Source organism: Streptomyces sp. NPDC052496 (assembly GCF_040679095.1).
Classification (GTDB): domain Bacteria; phylum Actinomycetota; class Actinomycetes; order Streptomycetales; family Streptomycetaceae; genus Streptomyces.
On sequence record NZ_JBFAUH010000045.1, the window covers coordinates 15,996 to 34,129 of the forward strand.

An 18,134-nucleotide genomic window follows, 5' to 3' on the forward strand; every position below is an offset into this window, starting at 1 on the left:
CGGAGGTGCTGATCACCGCCACTCGTTGAGGGCAGCGACGAGGACGGTCGCCTCGTAGCGGACCCCGGCCCCCGGCCCTCCGGCCCCTCAGGCCCCCCTCCGCACCCGCGCCACCGACTCCCGCGCCACGAACTCCGTGGGGAGGGTGAGGTGTTCGGGGGGCTGGGTACCGCCCTGGATGCGGTTGACGAGGGCGCGGACGGCCTGGGCGCCGAGTTCCTGGACGGGCTGGGCGACGACGCTGACGCGGGGGCGTACGGCGCGGGCCCAGTCGGTGTCGTCGAAGGTGATCACGGACAGGTCCTCGGGGATGCGCAGGCTCAGCTCGCGTGCGGCGGACAGGACGCCCAGGGCGACCAGGCTGTCGGTCGCGAAGACGGCGGTGGGCGGTTCGGGGGAGTCGAGCAGGTCACGGGCCAGAAGGGCCGGGTCCTGGCCGTGGAAGGCGCCGGTGCGCAGGTATCTGCCGGTGTCGTCGATGCCCGCTTCGCGGAGTGCGGCGCGGTAGCCCGCTATCCGCGCGAGGCCGGTGGACCCGGGGTCCACCGGATCGTCGGTGGCGTCGTTGCCGACCAGGCTGACCAGGGCGATGCGGCGGTGTCCCACGGCGAGCAGGCGGCGTACGGCGTCCTGGGCCGCGCCGTGGTTGTCGACGGCGACGGAGTCCAGGCCGAGGCGGGGCACGCGCCGGTCGAGGAGGACGACCGGGCAGCCGCCGGTGTGCGCGGCGGTCAGGTGGGCGGTGTCCGTGGTGGAGGCGGGCGAGACGATCAGGCCGTCGACGTGCTGGTCGCGCAGGGTCTTCACGGCGGCCCGTTCGGCGGCCGGGTCCTCGTCGGTGTTGGCCAGCAGGATCTGGTAGCCGGCGGCGCGGGCGGCGTCGGTGATGCCGCGGGTGACGCCCGCGAAGAACGGGTTCTGGATGTCGGCGATCACCGCGCCCAGCGTGTGGGTACGTCCGGTGATCATGGACCGGGCGAGCTGGTTGGGGCGGTAGCCCAGCTTCTGCGCGGCGGCGCGCACGCGTTCGCGGGCCTCGGGGCTGACGGAGCCGTAATCGGCGAGGGCCCGGGAGGCGGTGGAGCGGGAGACGCCCGCCTCGCGGGCGACGTCGGGGATCGTGGCGGGCCGGTGCGGGCCGCTGCGTCGGTTCGTCGTCATGGCCTCGCCAGGCTATCGGCTGTGCAGGGGTATTGACGCCCTGCCGACGGCGGTGGGAAGGTTCCCAGCATTCCCGATGGGAACGTTCCCAACTATCCGCCCAGGAGCGTTCCCGGCCTATATTGGGAACGTTCCCAACCTGCTCGGAGAGGATCCGCGTGACCACCGCAACCCTGCCCCTCAAGCCCATCACCGAGGACTTCAAGGAGGCCGTGGCCTTCGCCCTGAGCCAGAACGAGGCGGCCCGCGACTTCGTGGCCGAGACCGTCGACGGCGGCCTGCGCAACGTCTTCCTGGTCGGCTGCGGAGGCTCACTCACCGCCTCCTACCCGGTGCACTTCCTCCTGGAGACCCGCGCCGGCTTCCCCGTCTTCCACATGAACAGCGACGAGTTCAACCTCCGCAAGCCCGCGCTGCTCGGCGAGGGCTCCCTCGTCCTCGTCTCCTCGCACACCGGCACCACCAAGGAGACCGTCGCCGCCGCCCACTACGCCCGCTCCACCGGCGCGAGGGTCGCCGCGCTGACCCGTGACGACGACAGCCCGCTGGCGCAGGCCGCCGACATCGCGTTCACGTACCGCAGCGAGGACACCGTCGTCGCCCCCAAGGGCGTGCTCTTCGGGCAGCTCGCGTACGCGCTGCTGGAGAAGACGGGGGCGGAAGGCGATTACGCGGCCGTCCGCAAGGCTTACGAAGCGCTGCCCGACGCCCTGTACCGCGCGCAGGAGGAGGGGGAGGAGCTGGCCCACTCCATCGCCACCGCGCTCGCCGACGAACCCGTCACGTACGTGCTCTCGGCCGGCCCCAACTACGGCGCGGGCTACGGCTTCACCATGTGCTACCTGATGGAGATGCAGTGGAAGCACGGTGGCAGCTACCACGCCGGTGAGTTCTTCCACGGCGCCTTCGAGGTCGTCACCGAGGACCAGCCGGTGATCCTCTTCCTCGGTGAGGACGCCACCCGTCCGATGGCCGAGCGCACCAAGCGCTTTCTCGACAAGTACACCCGCAAGGCCCACTACGTCGACTCCCGGCTCTTCACCCTGCCCGGCGTCCCGGAGGAGCTGCGCGGGGAGATCACGCCCATCGCGCTGGACGTCTTCGGCACCCGGCTGGCCCGCCACTACGAGTCCGTACGCGGCCACGACCTCGACAAGCGCCGCTACATGTTCCAGGTCGAGTACTGAGCCGCGCCGCCGCGTTCGCCCGGCCCGGTGCGCGTCGGCGCGCCGGGCCGGCCCTCACCGGAGCCGACTGGAGGAAAGAGCGGTATGCGCATCTGCGGACTCGGCGACAACGTCGTCGATCGCTATCCCGGGCGCGGACTGATGTACCCGGGCGGCAACGCCCTCAACGTGGCCGTGCACGCGGCACGTTGCGGCGCCGAGGCCGCCTACCTCGGCGTCACCGGCAGCGACGCGGCCGGCCGGCACGTACGGGCGGCGCTGGCGGCCGAGGGCGTATCGACGGAACGGTCCCGTATCGCCGACGGACCCAACGCGTACGCCACCGTCCACCTCGACGCCGACGGCAACCGCACCTTCGGGGACTGCGACGAGACGATCTCCCTGTTCACCCCGGACGACGCCGACCTGCGCTGGCTGTGCGGCTTCGACCTGGTGCACACCGGCGACTGCAGCGGCATGGAGCGGCAGCTGCCACGGCTCGCCGCCGCCTGCCCGGTGAGCTTCGACTTCTCGGACCGGCCCTGGAGTTACGCCGAACCGCTGCTGCCCTTCGTCCGCGGCGCCGTCCTCTCCCGGCCCGACGCGGACGCGGACGAAGCCGTCGGGCTGCTGGCCCGCGCGCACCGCCTCGGCGCGAAGCTGGCCGTGGTGACGCGCGGCGCCCGGGGCGCGTACCTGTCGTACGAGGGCACCACGCACCACCAGCCGGTCGTGCCCGTCCGCGCCACCGACACCCTCGGCGCCGGCGACTCCTTCATCGCCGCCCTGCACCTCGCCCTCCACCGGGGCCGCCCGCTGGCCGACGCCGCCGGGTACGCCGCCACGTACGCCGCGGCCGTGTGCACGCTGCCCGGCGCCTTCGGCCGGCCCCTCGCCCTCGACGGCGCGCACCCCCATGACCCGTCGAGATGTCCCTGACCCCAGCCCTCCCCGCCAGGGAGAGCCGACCCCGCCAGGAGAGCCGATGCGCCGCACTCCCGCCGCCGTCGCCGGCTGTCTGCTCGTCGCCCTGCTGACCCTGCTGGTCAGCGGGTGCGGGCAGGCCCCCGTCCGCGTCACTCCGGACGACTTCGCCCTCGACGGGCCGCCGCGCGGACACCTCACCATCCTGGAGAAGTGGGCCGATCCGGAGTACGCCCCGTACTTCCGCAGCGCGGTCCGCGCGTACGAGCGCCGCAACCCGGGCGTGACCATCGACCTCCAGGCCGTGGGCGACCAGCCCTACAAGGACCGGATCGCGGTGCTGGCCGCGTCCCGGGACATGCCGGACATCTACTTCGCCTGGTCCGGCCGGTACGCGCGCAAGTTCGCCGACGGCAAGCTCGCCGCCGACCTGTCGGAACCCCTCAAGAACACCGCGTGGGGCCGCAGCTTCGAGACGGCGGCGCTGGACGCGTTCACCTTCGACGGGTACCCGTACGGGGTGCCGCTGAACCGGGACGCCAAGGTCTTCGCGTACAACAAGGAGATCTTCGCGAAGGCCGGGGTCGCGCGGGAGCCGCGTACCTTCCCCGAACTGCTGGCGGCCTGCGACCGGATCTCCGAGGCGGGCCACCTCCCGCTCGCCTTCGGCAACCAGTACGGCTGGCCCGCCGGGCACCTGCTCACCCAGTTCAACGCCATGGAGGTCCCGGCCGCCGTCCTGGCCAGGGACTACGACGGCGAAGGGGGCCCGGAGGCCTTCAGCCACCCCGGTTACGAACGGGCCTTCGCCGACCTCGCGCAGCTCAGGAAGCGCTGTATGGGGCCGTCCGGCACGAGCATGAGCCACGAGTCCGCGCAGACCCGGCTGCTGTACGGCAAGGCCGCGATGCAGTACCTGGAGACACTGGAGTTCTCCTACCTGAGCACCAAGGGCGGCGCTCCGCGGAAGTTCGCGCAGAGCTGGGACTTCTTCACCATGCCCGCCATACCGGGCGCCGCGGGCTCCCCCCGCGCCGTCGCCGGGGGAGCGGACGGGCTGCTCGTCGCCAACTCCTCCCCGAACAAGGCGCTCGCCGTCGACTTCCTGAAGTTCCTCACCGGCCGCGACCAGGCCCGCACGATGGTGCGCGAACTGGGCTGGCTCAGCGCGGTCAAGGGCACGGCGGACGCGGCGCGCCTGAAGGGACTGCCCGAGGCACAGCGCACGCTGGCCGGCCGGGACCTGGCGCTCTGGCTCGACACCCGAGCCGACGACAAGATCGTCAACCCCTATCTGTCGGCGGCCGAAGCCGTCCTCGGAGGCCGCACCGACGCGGCCCGGGCGGTGCGCCAGGTGCGCCAGGGCGCCGAGCAGGCCCACCGCTTCCGCGTCCGCGACTGAGCCCCGTACGAACCGACTTCCCGAAGGAGGTGCCGCCGTCATGCAGCGACGCCGATTCCGCCACGCCCTGTACGCCGCTCCCGCCCTCGCCCTGATCGCCCTGTTCGTGTACTACCCGATCGTGGAGAACATCCGGCTGAGCCTCTTCAAGTTCAGCGTCTTCCAGCCCGGCATGCGCTACGTCGGCTTGGAGAACTACCGGCAGGCCCTCCAGGACCCCGTCTTCTGGAAGGCGCTGACCAACAACCTCTGTTACGCGCTCACCTCGGTCGTCTTCCAGGTGGGAGCGGCGCTGGTGCTGGCCGCGATCCTGGAAGGCGTCATGGGGCGGCGGCTGCGCGGACTGCTGCGTACGGTCTACTTCGTTCCCGCGGCCGTCTCCATGACGGTCGCCGGCCTGCTCTTCCAGTTCCTCTACCAGCCCGACGCGGGCCTGCTCAACAGCGCGCTGGAGACCCTGGGACTCGGCCGGTTCGCGCACGACTGGCTGGGCGACCCGGCCACCTCCATCTGGGGCGTCGTCACCATGAGCCAGTGGCAGTCCTTCGGCTACACCACGATGCTGCTGACGGTCGCCGTCCAGCGCATCCCGCGCGAACTGTACGAAGCGGCGACGGTGGACGGCGCGGGCCGCGTCCGCACCTTCTTCGCCGTCACCGTCCCGATGGTCCGCGAGATGACGACCCTGCTCGTCATCCTCACCGTCTCCGGCGCGTTCCTCGTGTTCAACGAGGTGATGGTGATGACCGGCGGCGGCCCCTCCAACTCCAGCCAGACGCTGGGCACCTGGCTGTACGCCAGCGCCTTCACCGGGGACGACATGGGGTACGCCGCGGCCATCGGCACCGTCATGTTCGCCATCACCTTCGTGGCCGGCGCCGTCCAGCTCCTCCACTCGCGCCGGAAGGCGGTAGCGGCATGACCCTGACCCTGCACGAGCCCGCACCGGCCGAGGCCCCGCCCGCCGCACCAGGCGAGCGCCGCAAGCCCGCCCGGTCCGGCTCGCCCGTGCTGCGCGTCCTCACGTACTGCGCGCTCGCCGCGCTCGCCGTCGCCGTCGTCTACCCGCTGTGCTGGATGGCCCTGTCCGGCCTCAAGACGAACGGGGAGATCTTCTCCGACCCGTGGGGGCTGCCCGCGCACCCGGACTGGGGCACGTACGCCGACGCGTGGCACCAGGGCGTGCTGGGCTACCTGCTCAACAGCGCGCTCGTGACCGCCGCCAGCGTCCTCGCCGTCGTCCTGATCAGTGCCTGGGCCGCGTACGGGCTGACCCGGCTCGCCATCCCGTACTCCCAGCCGGCGCTGCTGCTCGTCCTCGGCGCCATGATGCTCTCGCCGACCGTGGCGCTGGTCCCGCTGACCCAGCTCCTCCAGGCGCTGCACATCTACGACACGTACTGGGCGCTGATCGTCCTCTACACCGCCTTCAAGGTCCCCTTCACCACCTTCCTGATCCGCGCCTACCTGCTGGGCCAGCCGGTGGAGGTGGAGGAGGCGGCCCTGATCGACGGGGCGAGCCGCTGGCAGGCCTTCTGGCGGATCGTCGTGCCGATGGCGCGCCCGATCCTGGTCTCCGCCGCGCTCCTCCAGGCGCTCTTCTCGTGGAACGAATACGCCTTCGCGCTCGTCTTCATCACCGACGACCACCTCAAGACGCTGCCCGTGGGCCTCGCCGACCTGGCCGGGCGGCTCAACTCCGACTGGCCGATGCTCTTCGCGGGGCTGACCATCGCCGCGCTGCCGATGATCGTGATCTTCCTGGTCGCGCAGCGGCACTTCGTCCGGGGGCTGTCCGAGGGGTTCGGCAAATGAACGCGGGCGGCGGGGGAGCGCACCGGCGCGCGTGATCGTGCGAGGGCGGCGTCGGCGTTGCAGGATGGCTCCATGCTGCTGGCCCGTCTCGCCCATGTGTCCGGAGAGGTCGCCGCCACCTCGGCGCGGTCCCAGAAGATCAAGCTGCTGGCCGAACTGTTCCGCCAGGCCGAGCCGGACGACGCTCCGGTGGCCATCGCCTACCTGGCGGGGCGGCTGCCGCAGGGCCGGATCGGGGTCGGCTGGAGCGTCCTGCGCGACCCCGTGCCGGCCGCCGGCACGGCCACCCTGACCGTGCTCGGCACCGACGCGGCCCTCACGGCGCTCGCCGCCGTCGCGGGGCCCGGCTCCCAGGCCGAGCGGCGGCGTCTCGTCCAGGAGCTGCTGGGCGCGGCGACCGCGGAGGAGCAACGTTTCCTCGTGGGGCTGCTGACCGGCGAGGTGCGGCAGGGCGCGCTGGACGCCGTGGCCGCCGAGGCGATCGCGGCGGCGGCCGAGGTGCCCGTCGCGGACGTACGGCGGGCCGTGATGCTGGCCGGATCCCTGGAAGAGGTGGCCCGCGGTCTGCTCGCGGAGGGCCCCTCGGCGCTGGCCGGCTTCCGGCTCACCGTCGGGCGCCCCATCGGCCCGATGCTGGCGCACGGCGCGAAATCCCTGGCGGAGGCGGTCGACAAGGCCGGACGGTGCGCCGTGGAGGAGAAGCTGGACGGCATCCGGGTGCAGGTGCACCGCGACGGCACGGACGTACGGATCTACACCCGCACCCTCGACGACGTCACCGACCGGCTGCCCGAGATCACCGAGGCCGCGCTCGCCCTGGAAGCGCCCTGCTTCGTCCTGGACGGCGAGGTGATCGCGCTCGGCGACGACGGGCGGCCGCTGCCGTTCCAGCAGATCGCGGGCCGGTTCGGCTCGCGCGTGGACGTGGCCGCCGCGCAGGCCGCGCTGCCGCTGTCGCCGGTCTTCTTCGACGTGCTCGCCGTGGACGGTCACGACCTCCTTGACCTGCCCGGTGACCGGCGGCACGCGGAACTGGTCCGGCTGGTCCCGGAGGAGCGGCGGGTACGCCGGACGGTGGTCGAGGACCCGGCCGACACCGCGGCCCGCCGGGCCGCCGAGGACTTCTGGGCCGAGACGCTGCGCCGCGGCCACGAAGGCGTCATGGTCAAGGCGCTGGACGCGCCGTACAGCGCGGGCCGCCGCGGCGCCGCCTGGCTGAAGGTGAAGCCGGTGCACACGCTGGACCTGGTGGTGCTGGCCGCCGAATGGGGGCACGGCCGCCGCACCGGCAAGCTGTCCAACCTCCACCTCGGCGCGCGCGGCCCGGACGGCACGTTCGTCATGCTCGGCAAGACCTTCAAGGGCCTCACCGACGTCATGCTGGCCTGGCAGACGGAACGTTTGCGCGAGCTGGCGGTGGACGAGACCGGCTACGTCGTCACCGTACGCCCCGAGCTGGTCGTGGAGATCGCGTACGACGGTCTGCAGACCTCGACCCGCTACCCGGCGGGCGTCACACTGCGCTTCGCGCGGGTGCTGCGCTACCGCGAGGACAAGACGGCCGCCGAGGCGGACACGGTCGAGACGGTCCTCGCCGCGCACGACCGGCCGGGGCCGGAGGCGCCCGCCGGGCCGGGGGAGGGCGAGGCACCGGACGCCCCGGAGGGGCCGGGCGCCGCGGGCTGACGGGCGGGCGTACCGCCGGGCCCGGAGCCCCGGATGTCCGCGGTGCCCGCCTGCTCTGGCACTATGACAGGACAGGGCCCCGACCGCTGGTCAGGGCCCCGTGTGGAGGCAGCGCCTTCATGAAATCGATTTCCCGATCCGTGTCGAAGGGGAGGTGTCCGGTGGCACCAGCCGCGGTCGGCCTCGCCCGCCCGGTCGGCGCACCGTCGTCCGTCCGTGCTCTCCGGTAACAGCCCTTCTGCTGTGCACCCCAAGATCCACTTCAACACCTTCAGCTGAGCAAAGGGGCTCTTCCGTTGGCCAGAAAGATCATTCTCGACTGCGACCCCGGGCACGACGACGCCATCGCCATGCTCCTGGCGTACGGCAATCCGGACATCGACCTGGTCGCCGTGACGACCGTGGTCGGCAACCAGACCCTGGAGAAGGTCACCCGCAACGCGCTGTCCGTGGCCCGCATCGCGGGCATCACCGGCGTGCCCTTCGCGGCCGGCAGCCCGCGGCCCCTCGTCCGGACCATCGAGAACGCGCCCGAGATCCACGGCGACACCGGACTGGACGGCCCGGACCTGCCCGAGCCGGACATCGAGCTCGACCGCCGGCACGCCGTCGACCTCATCATCGACACGGTGATGTCCCACGAACCGGGCGAGATCACCATCGTGCCCACCGCGGGCCTGACCAACATCGCCCTCGCCGTACGCAAGGAGCCCCGGATCGCCGAGCGCGTCCGCGAGGTCGTCCTGATGGGCGGCGGCTTCCACGAGGGCAACTGGAGCGCGGTCGCCGAGTTCAACATCGTCATCGACCCGCACGCCGCGCACATCGTCTTCAACGAGCGCTGGCCGGTCACCATGGTCGGCCTGGACCTCACCCACCAGGCGCTGGCCACCCCCGAGGTCACCAAGAAGATCGCCGGCGTCGGCACCAAGCCCGCTCAGTTCGTCCTGGAACTGCTGGACTTCTTCCGTGACGCCTACCGGGAGAACCAGGGCTTCGAGTTCCCGCCGGTGCACGACCCGTGCGCCGTCGCCTACGTCATCGACCCGGACGTGATGACCGTCCGCAAGGCCCCGGTGGACATCGAGCTGACCGGCGGCCTGACCATGGGCATGACCGTCACCGACTTCCGCTGGCCGATCCCCGAGGACTGCCGTACCCAGGTCGCCGTCAAGCTCGACCACGAACGGTTCTGGAACCTCGTGGTGGACGCCCTTGAGCGCATCGGCGACGTCGAGGCATGAGCGCGCCGCACACCGCCCGGGCCGCCGAGACGGCGGGACCGGGCCGCACCGTACGCATCGGCGTGCTGGTCACCGCGCTGCTGGTGGCCTGCGTGGCCTTCCAGCTCAACGCCAGCATGCTCAGCCCCGCGCTGAAGAGCATCGAGGACAGCCTCGGCGCCACCTCGGCCGAGATCGGGCTCACCCAGACCGCCTTCTTCACCTCGGCGGCGCTGTTCTCGCTGTTCCTGCCGCGGCTCGGTGACATCATCGGCCGCCGCAAGGTGCTCGCCGGGATGATGGCCCTGATGGTCGTCGGCTGCATCGTCGCGGCGCTGGCGCAGAGCGTGCCGATGCTGTTCGTCGGCCGCGTCATCCAGGGCGTGTCCGGGCCGACCGTACCGCTGTGCCTGATCATGCTGCGGGTCGAGGTCACCGAGCCCAAGCGGTACGGCACGCTGCTCGGCGTGATCACCGCGGTCAACGGCGGCATCGCCGGTGTCGACTCCCTGGCCGGCGGCTACCTCGCCGACCGGCACGGCTTCGCCGCGGTCTTCTGGGCCATGGCCGTCGTCGCCGCGATCGCCGCCGCCCTCGTCGCGGTCATGGCCCCCGAGTCGAAGGCGCCCGACAGCCACCGGATGGACTGGCCGGGCGTCGTGCTGCTCGTCGTGTCGGTCGGCTCGCTGCTGGTCGCGCTCAACGAGGCGGGCAAGCTGGCCGCCGCGAACTGGCCGCTCATCGCGGTGCTGGTGGTCGTGGCGGCGGCCGCGTTCTGGCTGTTCTGGCGCACCGAGGACCGCTCCGGGCACCCCCTGGTCGCCACCCGGCACCTGCGGCAGCGCTCGACCTGGGCGACGCTGCTGACCACGATGCTGACGATGACGGGCGTGTTCGCCGTCATGAACGGGCTCATCCCCGCCTTCGCGCAGGACGCGCAGGCCGGACTCGGCATGTCGGCCGAGCAGTCCGCCTGGTGGACGCTGACCCCGTACGCCATCGCGGGCCTGGCCATGGGCCCGGTCGCCGGCCGGCTCGCGGCGACGTTCGGGTACGGGCGCATCCTGCGGCTGGGCCTGGTCGGCGCGGCGGCGACCGTCGTCCTGATGATCGTCACGCTCTCCGCCCACTCGCGGGGGCTGCTGCTGGCCGCCTCCATCCTGGTGGGCATCACCTACGCGGGCGTGGCGAACATCGTGCTCAACGGGCTCGGCATCGTGTTGTCGCCCAAGGAGAACCCGGGCTTCCTGCCGGGCCTGAACGCCGGTGCCTTCAACCTCGGCTCCGGCCTCAGCTTCGCGGCCCTGTACGCGGTCAAGACCGCCATGCCGGCCGACGACCCGTCGTCCGCCTCCGGCTACACCGCCGGAATGATCGCCGGCGTCGTCATCATGGCCGTCGCCCTCCTGGCGTCGTTCCTGATCCCGAAGCCGGTGGAAGCCGAAGCGCATGAGTGAACGCCGCTGAGCGGCACCGGACGGCCCGGTCTCTCCTCGTCCGAGGGGAGGCCGGGCCGTCGTCTGTGGCGGAAGGTGCCCAGCGTGCGGGAATGCGCGCGAGTGCAGTTCGCGGTCGGCTCGGTGTTTCTACAGAGAGCTGAGGTCCGCGCGCATGGCTTGCCGAAGGGCCTCCAGTGCTTCGCTGAGTGCTGTCTGAGCCGTCGACCACTCCGGGTCTCTGTTCACGTCAGGCTCGTCGAAGCGGTCCCGCAGGCGTAGCAGCCTCCGGAAGGCGTGCACGGCCACGTCATCGAGAGGGTCGGGCGCCATGATGCGCATCTGGTAGAGCAGTTGGAAGGCGTTGGCGGCCCCGAGGATCTCCCCGGACCGCTCGCGGCGCTCCTCCCCGGTGAGCTCCGTGTTGCGCTGGAGGTCTCGAAGCCGGTGCCTCGTGAGCCAGAGCGCCGCGAGGTATTCGCTGTACAGCTGTTGCTTCGCGGCCCGTTCGCGGGACGTGTTCTCCCGATGCCATCGCGACCGTTCGCCCAGCAGGGTCGTACCGACACCGAGAAGGGCACCGAGCGCGGTGCCCGCGAGAGTCCCCCAGTCCACGGGCACATCGTAGGGACGGCGTGCCGTTGGGCCCAGGGCGCGCAGGCAGCTTCCTGCGGTCTGCCCGAGGACTCGAACGACAGGGCCTAGACGCGCTGTCCCGGGACGGTGGCGGCGATCCGCCCGAGCAGGGCGGCCAGCTCGGCGGGCGCTGCCAGGAAGGGGGAGTGGCCGGTGCCGAGCCGTTCGACGCGGGTGGCGTTCGCGGACATCTTCGTCTGCATCGCGGGCTGGAGCGCCTGGTCGCCCTCGCAGATCACGTACGTGGAAGGCACGGTCCGCCAGGCCGCGCGGGTCACCGGTTCCTGGAAGGACCGCCGGCTCTGCTCGACGAGCCGGCCGACGGCCCGCTCGGCCACCTCGTCCGGCACGTCCCCGTACAGCGACGCGCGCGGGTCCTCGAAGATGGGCGGCTGGACGCCGTCGAGGTCCACGCCCTTGGACGCGTCGCGGCCGTGCAGGCTGCCGAGCGACTCGCCCTCCGCCGGCATGTACGCGGTGAGGTAGACGAGGTGGGCGACGTGCGCATGGCCGGTGGCGGCCTCGGTGACGGGGATGCCGCCGTAGGAGTGGCCGACGACGACCACCGGGCCCTCGATCGCGCGCAGTCGCGCGGATATCGCTTCGGCGTCGTCGTACACACCGGCGGCGGGCGTGCCCTGCGGGCCGGAGCTGGGCAGGTCGACGGTGTGCGACGCGAAGCCGTCGGTGGCGAGGGCGTCCTGCAAGGCGGACCAGCACGTGGACCGGTGCCAGGCGCCGTGGACGAGGAGGAAGGACGGGCGGGCTGCGGTGGTGGACATTGGGGGGAGGACTCCTGATGGTCGGACGGAGGGCGAAGGCCGCAAGGGTGGTGCGGAGGGCGGTCGTACGGGCCGCGTGGTCGCGGGCCGGCCGGGCCGGTGAGCGAACTCCCGCTCCGGCTCCGCCCTTGCGTACGATCATGGAACACGACGCGCGACGCCCCGCGCCAGCGCCTTTCATCGGCTCGGATCCGACACCGGGCACACCCTGGCCGGTCCGTTTCGACACACCGGCCGTCATCGGCTCAGCGTTCCGCCGTCGCGTCCTCGACGACCATCGCGACGAAGCCCGTGGCGGCTCGGCGGCGGGCGAAAGGGTTGCGTAACGGGCGGACGGGTGTGGGCGGAGGCACGGTCGTGGACCGGTGGAGACGCAGGGCTTCCCCGATCACCGGGTGCCATCTCGGAGCGAACGTCTCCAGGGCGTAGCGGCCCGCGGCCCCCTTGGAAATGATCTGCCCGGTGTTCACGGTGTGATGGAGACGGCTGACCCCGAGCACGCCCCAGGCCGGCGCCCGACCGCCCAGCGCCGCCAGGCCTGCCGGTGACAGCGGCTTGCGGTGCGCGAGGTGCCAGCGCCGCCAGTAGCCGCCGAGGTTCGCCAGGGTCCAGTCGCGCAAGGCGGCCGGGTCCACGCCGACCTCGAATCCGCCGGGCACCGGGCCGCGTACCGCTACGGCCTGCCGCGCGAGAACGGCCCACGTCACCGGGTTGACCTCGAAGGCGTCATCCGTACGGAACCTCCCCAGCAACGTGTACGGAACGGCGGGACACGCGGCGGCATCCGCGGCGAGATCCTGCCACGTGACGTGCACACCGTCGAAGTACGGGCGGGAGTGCCGCGCGCGGGTCTCGGCGTGCGCCTGCTTCAAGGCCGCGACGTCCGCCGCCGAGAGGCGCCGCGCGGTGACGGCCACGAAGTCGATGTCGCTGCGCCCCGGCCGGAAGTCGCCCAGGGCGACCGAGCCCGTCAGATACAGCCCTTCGACCAGGCCGGGACACCACCGGTCCGCGCTCGCCAGGAAGGCGCGCACCACGGCTTCCACCGACGGGTGCACCCCGCGTCCGCGCACGCCGCGCGACTCACCGTGCATGGCCCCGTGTCCTTCCTCCGCCGGCCGTTCCGGCGGTGGTGCTGCGGATGAGCTCGTGTCCCGTGTCACGCGTGTGACGGGTGAACGGTTCCGTCACGGGCCGCGCGACCGTCCCGTACCGGCCGGCCGCCGTCAGCGGTAGCAGTACGAGTCGGACGACGCGTCGCCGCCCTGCAAGCGCGTCTGGTGGACGCGCAGCCCGCGGAAGTCCTCGCCGTGCGGGAAGAAGCGGGGGTCGGGCGTCAGGCCGCCGTGGTCGGGGTCCGCGTCGAGCTTGGCGAGCCAGGGGTGGATGCCGTCGGGGTAGAACTGGTCGTCCCACGCTCCGTACAGGCTGTTGGTGAGGTACACCCGGCGCCCGTCGCGGCTGAGTTCGACCATCTGCGGGCCGCCGGTCAGCGGGAGGCCGGGCGCCGCCGGGTGCGGCTGCCGGGCGGTGATGCCACCGAGGCGCACGGACGCGGTCCTGCGGGGGTGGAAGGGGTCGCTGACGTCGTACTGAAGCAGTTCGCCGGTGCCCCAGGCCGACACGTACAGCCAGCGGTCGTCCACCGACAGATTGATGTCGGTGATCAGCGGCGGCACCGCGCCGAACGGCTTGAGGACCGGCGGCAGCGCGTCCTTCTCGGCGGGCTCCGCCGGGACCGTGACGACCTTTCGCGCCGTGAACCGGCCGTCGTCCTCGCGGTGCCACAGCCACACGGACGCCGACAGGTCCGCCACGCTGACCACCACGCCCGCGAAGCCCCACGTCGCCGCCGGGTCGTGCGCCGGCCGCAGTTCCAGCACCATCTGGTGTTCGTCGCCCAGGTCGACGCGTTGCAGGTGGCGGCCGGAGTCCAGCTCCCAGAAGTGCAGCGCGTGGCCGTACGAGCGGCTGAGCAGCAGCTCCGGGTCGACGCCGTTCTCGACCATCGACGGGGTGCCCCACTCGCTGGTCACCGCGATGCCGTGCTGGAGGTGCCACCAGACGTCGTAGGCCAGGCGCTGCGGGCCGCGGTCCGTCTCCCAGGCGCGCAGGACGTCGAAAGTCTCGTGATCGAGGAGCGCGACGCCGCCCGGGCCGTCGGCGCCGTGCGCGCCGCCGAGGCAGGAGAGCAGGACGCCGCCGGGCCCGCAGTGCAGGGTGTGCGGCCGGGAGTAGCCTGCCGCGTCGGCCAGTTCGGCCGCCTCGACCACCTTCACGAGGCGGGGGCGGGCCGGGTCGGGACGGGTGTCGAACACGTGCAGCCGGGAGGAGCGGAGGCCCGGGACCAGTAAGTAGCGCCGCTCGGGCTGGTGGTGACCCTCGTGGGCGAGGGCGCTGGAGCAGGCGTTCCAGCCGAAGTGGTGGAGTTCGTCGCCCAGGCCGGGTACGTCGGCGAGGTGCAGTACCCGCCCGTACGAACTCGACGCGGGGTCGGTGTCGACGACGATCAGCGCGTCCGGGCGCTGCGCGGAGCGGTCGAACCCGACCAGGTAGGCGAGGTGTTCGGGGGAAGCGGCGATGGCGTCGGAGGGGGTGCGGTAGAGGGTGGGGTCGGGGTGGACCGGGTGGTCGGGGTGGCCCGGGCGACCCGAGTGGTCGGCGGTGGCGGCGGTGCCGGTGTGGTCGGTGCTCCTGGAGGGTGCGGTGCGGGAGGTCCGACCGGCATGATCAGAAGTGGTCATCTTGTGGCTCTCCTCGGCTCCGTGGCCGGCTCCCGGGCCCCGCCGGCCGGCCAGTGGGAAGCCGCGCCGGACTGTCCGTGACAGGCGGCCGTATCGGCATGCGTACGCACCGGAGCCGGCGGGGCGGCGCGCCGAGACCCGGCTCCACGGTGGCTGCGAGCCTCGCACAGGGCCCGTGCGCCGCCAAGGGCGCACCGGCCGCGGACGGCCGGACCGCGGCCGAAAAGCACCGGGCGGACGTCCGATTGTCAGACCCGTGCGCAATGATCGAGTGGCTGGACCGGCCGGATCCCACCGGCCGGCCCGCAAGGTGAACGGACCGCCGAAATCCGGCGGTTGTGACATGAGCCATGAGATACGGGGACATAGATGCGACGTTTGGGCACTGTGCTGACTGCGGTCGTGCTGGCAGGCGCGGCGGTGACGGCGACGACGGTGTCGGCGACGGCGGCACCGACGGCGTCCGCGCCGGCCGCCGCGTGCGACACCGGTGGCTGGGGGAGCGCCCTGAAGTCCGCCGACGCGCGTGACCACAAGCCGCTGAAGAACATCAAGGCCGGGCAGCACGCCTGCTTCGACCGGATGGTCTTCGAGGTGCCGGCCGCGGACGGCAAACCGGTCGGCTACCGGATCGGTTACGTCAAGGAGCTGCACCAGGACGGTTCCGGCGACCTCATCGAGGTCGGCGGCGGAGCCGTCCTGGAGATCCGGGTGGCGGCGCCGAGCTACGACCCGGCGACGGGCAAGCAGACGTACCCGGGCAAGGCCGGCAAGCCGCTTCCGGGTGTCGACGTCAAGGGCTACCGCGCCTTCAAGGACACCCGGTTCGCGGCCAGCTTCGAGGGTGACACGCAGATAGGCCTGGGAGTCGCCAAGCGGCTCCCGTTCCGCGTCACCCAGCAGAAGAACCAGCTCATCGTGGATGTCGCCCACTCCTGAGCCGGCAGCCGCGCGCGCTCGCGCACGGTGATCCGTGTCCGTCCCGCTGATCGGGGGCGGCGCGGGTCCGCCTCCGTACGGGGTGCTGCCCCGTACGGAGGCCACCGGCAACAGGACGGGGCGCTGCTCCGGCGACATGAGCGGACAGAAAACCCTTGCGCAACCACTACGCCTGAAGCACTATAGGCGAAGTGGTTGCGGCGGCGGGGCATGCCCGCCCGTCGCCGCGCCGGCCTTCACTGCGATGCGCCCACCGCATCGCCGGCGGAAAGAGGACCTGTTGCGCAAGCTCACCTACTTCGTGGCCTGCTCGATCGACGGCTTCATCGGCGACCCGAACGGTGACGCGTCGTCGATGATGCAGTACGTGACCGAGGAGTTCCTGGACTTCCTCAAGACCACATACCCGGAGACCGTCTCCGCCGAGGGCCGCACCGCCCTGAACTTCCACGACGTCCCGAACCGGCAGTTCGACACGGTGATCCAGGGGCGCGGCAGCTACCAGGTCGGGCTGGACGCCGGCGTCACCAGCCCGTACGGCCACCTCCGCGAGTACGTGGCCTCCCGCAGCCTCGGCACGTCACCCGACCCGAACGTGCACCTGATCACCGACGACCTGGTCGGTGCCGTCCGGGCCCTCAAGGCCGAGGAGGGCGGCCTGGGCATCTGGCTGTGCGGCGGCTCACAGCTCGCGGGTGAGCTGCTCGACGAGGTCGACGAGCTGGTGATCAAGACCTACCCGCAGATCTACGGCTCCGGCATGCCGATGTTCGGCGCGGACTTCGCGGTCACGGACTTCACCCTGGACTCGGTCCGCACCTTCGACAACGGCGTACTCGTACGCACATACAGCCGCAAGCGCTGAGCGCCGCGCCGGCGACGGCCGCCCTCAGGACGGCCGCGCCGTCACGATGCCGATCGTGACCAGGGCCAGCACCACCCAGGAGAACCAGAGCCAGCCGCTGCCGCCCAGCGCCACGGTGTAGGCCGTCGCCGCGATCAGTCCGCCCACCGTGCACGCCGTCATCGCCTTAGCGGATCCGGGCATCCCCGCAACCTCCTCACGACGGCCGGCGGCCCAACGCCACGGGCCGCGGCCTTTGAGGACATCGTCCCCGGCCGCGGCCCGTACCGCCAGCGTTCGCGCGTGACCCGTGGTCACTATCCGGTCACCCGGCACGGCCTCCCTGGCCGCGGGCCTGGAGGGAGGCCAGGTACGCGTTGTACGCGGCCAGCTCCTGGTCGCCGTCCCGGGCCGCCGCGCGGTCCTTGCGCTGGTTCTGCCGCTCCTCGGACTTGTACCACTGGTAGAGGAGGGCGACGAGCACCAGCACCGACGGGATCTCGCTGAAGGCCCAGGCGATGCCGCCCGCCGCGCTCTGGTCGCCGAGCGCGTCGATCCCCAGGGAGGCCGGCGGGTTCTCGAACGTCTTGATCATCGTCTCGGTGCCCATCATCAGCGCGATGCCGAAGAACGCGTGGAAGGGCATCCCCGCGAACAGCTCCAGCATCCGCATCACGTAGCCCGGACGGTGCGGCCCCGGGTCCACGCCCATGATCGGCCAGAAGAAGACCAGGCCCACCACCAGGAAGTGCACCATCATCGCGATGTGCCCGACCCGGTACTGCATCAGGAAGTCGAAGAGCGGCGTGAAGTACAGCGCGTACAGGCTCGCGATGAACATCGGGATGGTGAACGCCGCGTGCGTGATCACCCGCATGTACCGGCTGTGCAGCAGCGCCACCAGCAGCTCACGCGGCCCCTTGCGGCCCCGCCCGGCGGCCGGCAGCGCGCGCAGGGTCAGCGTCACCGGCGCACCGAGCAGCAGCAGGATCGGCGAGAGCATGCTGATCACCATGTGCTGCACCATGTGCACGCTGAACATGACCATGCCGTAATCGTTCAGCTTGGTGCACATCACCAGCGCCACGGTCAGCACGCCGACGACCCAGGCGACCGTCCGGCCCACCGGCCAGTGATCACCGCGCCGGCGCAGCCGCAGCACCGCCCAGCCGTACAGAATCAGCCCCACCAGGCACCCGACGAGGAAGAACGCGTCTCCGCCGAACTCCATGCCGCGCCCCAGCGTGAACGGCGGCAGATCCATGTCCATGCCGTGCCCGCCGTGATCCATCCGCTCGCTCCTGATTCGTACCGATACTCCGCGACCAGACTAGAACCGCCCCCGGCCGGAGCGGCGGCCGGGGGCGGTCGGAAGG

Annotated in this window: 17 protein-coding genes; 10 read left to right on the top strand and 7 right to left on the bottom strand. The window is 71.9% G+C overall.

Annotated features, from left to right (window positions below):
* Positions 1-87: 87 nt before the first annotated feature.
* Complete coding sequence (locus AB0L45_RS37085) at positions 88-1,161, bottom strand: LacI family DNA-binding transcriptional regulator (protein ID WP_365848121.1); 1,074 nt, start codon at positions 1,159-1,161, stop codon at positions 88-90.
* Between the two features lie 158 nt (positions 1,162-1,319).
* Between AB0L45_RS37085 and AB0L45_RS37090 the strand changes: the two genes are divergently transcribed.
* From AB0L45_RS37090 to AB0L45_RS37125, 8 genes are all read left to right on the top strand, one after another.
* Positions 1,320-2,348 carry an SIS domain-containing protein gene (locus tag AB0L45_RS37090; protein WP_365848123.1) on the top strand — a complete coding sequence of 343 codons (1,029 nt, stop codon included), beginning with the start codon at positions 1,320-1,322 and terminating at the stop codon, positions 2,346-2,348.
* Positions 2,349-2,432: 84 nt separating this feature from the next.
* Positions 2,433-3,266 (top strand): PfkB family carbohydrate kinase, encoded by an 834-nt coding sequence (locus AB0L45_RS37095; protein WP_365848125.1) that lies wholly within the window; start codon positions 2,433-2,435, stop codon positions 3,264-3,266.
* 46 nt (positions 3,267-3,312) lie between these two features.
* Positions 3,313-4,653, top strand: a complete 1,341-nt coding sequence (locus AB0L45_RS37100) for an ABC transporter substrate-binding protein (protein WP_365848127.1) — start codon at positions 3,313-3,315, stop codon at positions 4,651-4,653.
* A gap of 40 nt (positions 4,654-4,693) precedes the next feature.
* Entirely contained in the window at positions 4,694-5,575 is an 882-nt protein-coding gene (locus tag AB0L45_RS37105; protein WP_365848129.1) for a sugar ABC transporter permease, read from the top strand.
* On the top strand, positions 5,572-6,468 hold the full coding sequence (locus AB0L45_RS37110; RefSeq protein ID WP_365848131.1) for a carbohydrate ABC transporter permease: 897 nt from the start codon (positions 5,572-5,574) through the stop codon (positions 6,466-6,468). The genes AB0L45_RS37105 and AB0L45_RS37110 overlap by 4 nt, the downstream gene beginning before the upstream one ends.
* Before the next feature lie 72 nt (positions 6,469-6,540).
* Positions 6,541-8,154: an ATP-dependent DNA ligase gene (locus tag AB0L45_RS37115; protein WP_365848133.1), complete on the top strand. Its 1,614-nt coding sequence runs from the start codon at positions 6,541-6,543 to the stop codon at positions 8,152-8,154.
* 296 nt (positions 8,155-8,450) lie between these two features.
* The gene (locus AB0L45_RS37120; RefSeq protein ID WP_365848135.1) at positions 8,451-9,398 is read left to right on the top strand and encodes a nucleoside hydrolase; all 948 of its coding nucleotides are present in this window, start codon (positions 8,451-8,453) and stop codon (positions 9,396-9,398) included.
* Positions 9,395-10,834, top strand: a complete 1,440-nt coding sequence (locus AB0L45_RS37125) for an MFS transporter (RefSeq protein WP_365848137.1) — start codon at positions 9,395-9,397, stop codon at positions 10,832-10,834. The genes AB0L45_RS37120 and AB0L45_RS37125 overlap by 4 nt, the downstream gene beginning before the upstream one ends.
* A gap of 129 nt (positions 10,835-10,963) precedes the next feature.
* Here AB0L45_RS37125 and AB0L45_RS37130 read toward each other — a convergent pair whose 3' ends face one another.
* From AB0L45_RS37130 to AB0L45_RS37145, 4 genes are all read right to left on the bottom strand, one after another.
* Entirely contained in the window at positions 10,964-11,428 is a 465-nt protein-coding gene (locus AB0L45_RS37130) for a hypothetical protein (protein ID WP_365848139.1), read from the bottom strand.
* An 86-nt stretch (positions 11,429-11,514) separates the two neighbouring features.
* Complete coding sequence (locus tag AB0L45_RS37135; protein ID WP_365848141.1) at positions 11,515-12,231, bottom strand: alpha/beta hydrolase; 717 nt, start codon at positions 12,229-12,231, stop codon at positions 11,515-11,517.
* Positions 12,232-12,476: 245 nt separating this feature from the next.
* A complete protein-coding gene (locus AB0L45_RS37140; RefSeq protein ID WP_365848143.1) occupies positions 12,477-13,325 on the bottom strand; it encodes an aminoglycoside adenylyltransferase domain-containing protein in 849 nt (282 codons plus the stop codon).
* 132 nt (positions 13,326-13,457) lie between these two features.
* On the bottom strand, positions 13,458-14,975 hold the full coding sequence (locus tag AB0L45_RS37145; protein ID WP_365848145.1) for a selenium-binding protein SBP56-related protein: 1,518 nt from the start codon (positions 14,973-14,975) through the stop codon (positions 13,458-13,460).
* A 369-nt stretch (positions 14,976-15,344) separates the two neighbouring features.
* On the opposite strand from AB0L45_RS37145, the gene AB0L45_RS37150 reads away from it, so the two are divergent.
* Entirely contained in the window at positions 15,345-15,914 is a 570-nt protein-coding gene (locus tag AB0L45_RS37150; RefSeq protein ID WP_365848147.1) for a hypothetical protein, read from the top strand.
* Positions 15,915-16,194: 280 nt separating this feature from the next.
* Positions 16,195-16,779: a dihydrofolate reductase family protein gene (locus AB0L45_RS37155; protein ID WP_365848149.1), complete on the top strand. Its 585-nt coding sequence runs from the start codon at positions 16,195-16,197 to the stop codon at positions 16,777-16,779.
* A 24-nt stretch (positions 16,780-16,803) separates the two neighbouring features.
* Here AB0L45_RS37155 and AB0L45_RS37160 read toward each other — a convergent pair whose 3' ends face one another.
* Positions 16,804-16,962: a hypothetical protein gene (locus tag AB0L45_RS37160; protein ID WP_365848151.1), complete on the bottom strand. Its 159-nt coding sequence runs from the start codon at positions 16,960-16,962 to the stop codon at positions 16,804-16,806.
* Between the two features lie 121 nt (positions 16,963-17,083).
* The gene (locus AB0L45_RS37165) at positions 17,084-18,049 is read right to left on the bottom strand and encodes a cytochrome c oxidase assembly protein (protein ID WP_365848153.1); all 966 of its coding nucleotides are present in this window, start codon (positions 18,047-18,049) and stop codon (positions 17,084-17,086) included.
* Positions 18,050-18,134: the final 85 nt, after the last annotated feature.